Source organism: Bradyrhizobium nivariense, from assembly GCF_029846695.2.
Taxonomy (GTDB): domain Bacteria; phylum Pseudomonadota; class Alphaproteobacteria; order Rhizobiales; family Xanthobacteraceae; genus Bradyrhizobium.
In genome coordinates this window covers 1-646 of sequence record NZ_JARWCR020000218.1, presented here as the reverse complement: position 1 = coordinate 646, position 646 = coordinate 1, and the positions used below count along the sequence as shown (strand labels likewise).

The 646-nt window shown below is 60.1% G+C and carries 1 protein-coding gene; it reads left to right on the top strand.

The window, feature by feature from the left end; genetic code table 11:
• The coding region (locus QCM77_RS46015) for a hypothetical protein (RefSeq protein WP_280097155.1) at nucleotides 1-323 on the top strand (323 nt) is incomplete at its 5' end.
• Nucleotides 324-646 lie beyond the last annotated feature (323 nt).

The window sequence follows — 646 nt, the reverse complement described above, 5'->3', positions numbered from 1 at the left end:
CGGACGCCCAGAACCACATCGCGCATATCACGCTGGCCGGCGACTACACCCATTCCACGTTCAATCTCTCAAGCGATGGAAACGGGGGCACCCTCGTCATCGATCCGCCCGCCGACGGGTTTAACTTCTCCGCTATCACCTCGCAGCCCGGATCCACATCTGCGGCGATCCCTTTAGGGAACGGACCCGTGCCCCGCTCGCAGGTGCTCGCGCAGGCATTGCACGACCTCCACCTTGACAGCAACGTTCAGCACGGCATGGAGAGCGCGCATTTCACCGTGTCCCACGCCTCGCCGGCTGATCTATTTCTGTTGCACGTTTAAACGATGATTGCTCTTGGAAGAGGCTATAATAGCCTGGTCGTCCGCGCGCGGCCGCGGCACCGGCATCCGCGATTGCGGCCAACGGCGTGAGACGCTGGCGAGCGCGTGCGGGATCAGAGCAGTGTTGGTAAGCGAGGTTTCACTGGTACCAAGCGGGTCAGACTAGTTTGGTTTTCACAAAGAGCGTTGTCTGTAAGGAGCTATCGCCCAAAGTTGGTGACGGCGGGAATCGGGAAGGCGGCATATCGTGGGGGTGCTTGACGCCTCCACTTCTCCACCGAAGGAGCGATATGCCGTGTCCAACGATAACGTCATCCAGCTGA